The 2,600-nt window shown below is 45.7% G+C and carries 3 protein-coding genes; 2 read left to right on the top strand and 1 reads right to left on the bottom strand.

The features are described from left to right. On the bottom strand, positions 1–182 hold a 182-nt coding region (locus HDC90_RS25420), incomplete at its 3' end, for a hypothetical protein (protein ID WP_221451949.1). Between HDC90_RS25420 and istA the strand changes: the two genes are divergently transcribed. Together istA and istB are read left to right on the top strand one after the other, a co-directional pair. After that, positions 181–1,710, top strand: a complete 1,530-nt coding sequence (gene istA / locus HDC90_RS25225) for an IS21 family transposase (RefSeq protein ID WP_255497841.1) — start codon at positions 181–183, stop codon at positions 1,708–1,710. The genes HDC90_RS25420 and istA overlap by 2 nt on opposite strands. 19 nt (positions 1,711–1,729) lie before the next feature. Then, complete coding sequence (gene istB / locus HDC90_RS25220) at positions 1,730–2,479, top strand: IS21-like element helper ATPase IstB (protein WP_184471401.1); 750 nt, start codon at positions 1,730–1,732, stop codon at positions 2,477–2,479. Positions 2,480–2,600 lie beyond the last annotated feature (121 nt).

Here is a 2,600-nt window from a genome sequence, read left to right as displayed (position 1 = left end):
TGGAGATTTCGCTGAAATTGACCACCCCGTTTCGGTTTAAACTGACCACCTGTTCCGCGGGAAACTGACCACCTGATTTCGGGCCAAATTGACCAGTCCGAACGATCGGCAAATGCTATGGTTACAAGTCTATTTTTGGGAGATATATAATTCCCGAAGATGGCAAATACGACTATTAGCATGAGCAAGATAAGACAGATTCTCAGAATGTACAGCCAAGGGCGAAGCAAACTTTCCATAGCGACCCAGGTCGGTGTTTCCCGCAATACAGCAAAAAGATACTTCAGTGCGTTTGATTCCGGTGGGTGTACATTTGAACAGATAAATGCACTTAATGACAAAGAGCTTGAGGATTTTTTTGGAAAGAGCCGGGAACGGGCACCCGATAGCCGTCTGCTAACCTTACAGCGTTGTTTTCCTGGTATTGACAAAGAACTTAAACGCACTGGGGTGACCCGTGTGATGCTATGGGAAGCTTATCTAAAGGAATTTCCCAATGGCTTTCATTACACGCAGTTCTGCTTCTATTATAACCAGTGGAAGTCCCGTGTGAACCCAGTGATGCACCTTGACCACAAGGCGGGCGATAAACTCTTTGTTGATTTTGCCGGACAGAAACTCTCCATTGTTGACCGGGAAACTGGTGAGGTGATTGATGTCGAGGTGTTCGTTGCTATCCTTGGTGCCAGCCAGCTTACCTATGTGGAGGCCGTACTCACACAACAGAAAGAAGACTTTATATCTGCGTGCGAGAATACATTTCATTACATTGGTGGAGTCTCAGCGGCCATTGTTCCCGATAACCTCAAGGCAGCGGTAACCAAGAGCAACAAATACGAGCCTACCCTGAACGAGACCTTTGCGGATTTCGCTGACCATTACGGAACAACTATTCTGCCTGCACGGTCATACCGCCCAAGGGACAAGGCACTTGTTGAAGGAGCTGTTAAGATTGCCTATAGCCGGATCTACGCGCCATTAAGAAAACATGTCTTTCACTCCTTGGCAGAACTGAATGTTGCAATACTTGAGGCACTTGAGGTGCACAATAGCCAGCCCCTCAAGGGAAGAAACTATAGCAGACGCTTGCAGTTCGAGGAGATTGAGCGGGAGGCACTCAATCCTTTGCCAGTGCTGAAATACGAGTTCAAGAAACAGCACCACGCAACGGTGATGAAAAATGGCCACGTCAATCTTGGTCCCGATAAGCATTATTACAGTGTCCCATTCCGTTTTATCGGTAAAAAAGTCAAGATACTCTACTCCAGGTCAAATGTGGAGGTTTTCTATCACTATGAGCGCATAGCGATGCACAAACGGATGAAAAGTCCTTATAGTTACACTACGGATAAAGACCATATGGCCACTACCCATAAGTTCGTCACGGAATGGACACCGGACCGTTTTCTGGAGTGGGCATCCAGCATAGATGAGGACGTCAAGCTTTATATCCTTAAAATACTCGACAGAAAACAACATCCTGAGCAGGCTTATAAATCATGCGTGGGCATATTAAGCTTTGCGAAGAAGGCCGGGAACCAGCGGCTGATCAATGCCTGCAGACGGGCCCTTGGCTTTGGGATATACAGTTATAAAACCATACAGACCATACTTGAGCGCAACCTTGACCAGTATGAGGAAAGCCTGTTCGCCGATGAACTGCCAATGCCATCCCATGACAACATCCGTGGGGGCGATTACTACAAATAACCCTTAAAACCATATAAAGATGAATACGAATACACTTGACAAAATGCGAAGGCTGAAGTTCTACGGAATGTTCCATGCCTTCAAGAGCAGTATTGAAACCGGGCAGACCACAGAGTATACCGCTGATGAGCTGTTGGCCCATCTAATAGAGGCTGAATGGGATGACAGGCAAAACCGAAAGATTGAGCGCCAGATCCTTTATGCCAGGTTCCGTTACAAGGCATCTATCGAGGATCTGCATTATCATGTAGAACGAAGTATTGACAGGAACCAGATTATGAGATTGGCGGACTGTACCTTCATCGACAGGTTCGAAAACCTGCTCATAACAGGAAGTACCGGGATAGGAAAAAGTTATCTTGCCTCAGCAATCGGTTATCAGGCATGTATGCTCGGTTACAAGGTTCTGTATGGAAGTACACCAAAGCTATTCGCAAAGCTAAAGATGGCAAAGGCTGATGGATCTTATATCAAAGAGGTTTCACGTATTGAAAAACAACAGCTTCTGATACTGGACGATTTCGGGATACAGCCATTCGACTCACAAAGTAGGGCTGCACTCATGGAGATCATTGAGGATAGGCATGGTAAGACATCACTTATTATAACATCACAGCTTCCGGTAAGTAAATGGCATGAGGTAATTGGAGAAAAAACGATTGCTGATGCAATCTTGGACAGGATTGTTCACGATGCCCACAGGATAGAACTCAAGGGCGAATCGATGCGCAAGAAAAGAACCGTTGCTCCCGAAAATACCTATCTGTAAAAATTACTTTTAAATCATTACTTTTGACACCATACCTATAGCATCTGCTGCAATCGTTCGCTAGCAATTCAGGTGGTCAGTTTGCCACGGAATCACATGGTCAGTTTCTCCGAAATATACA

This window comes from Pedobacter sp. AK013 (genome assembly GCF_014205835.1).
In the GTDB taxonomy this organism is placed as follows: Bacteria; Bacteroidota; Bacteroidia; order Sphingobacteriales; family Sphingobacteriaceae; genus Pedobacter.
Note: the sequence above shows the minus strand (reverse complement) of the source record. Positions and strands in the feature narration are given on the sequence as shown.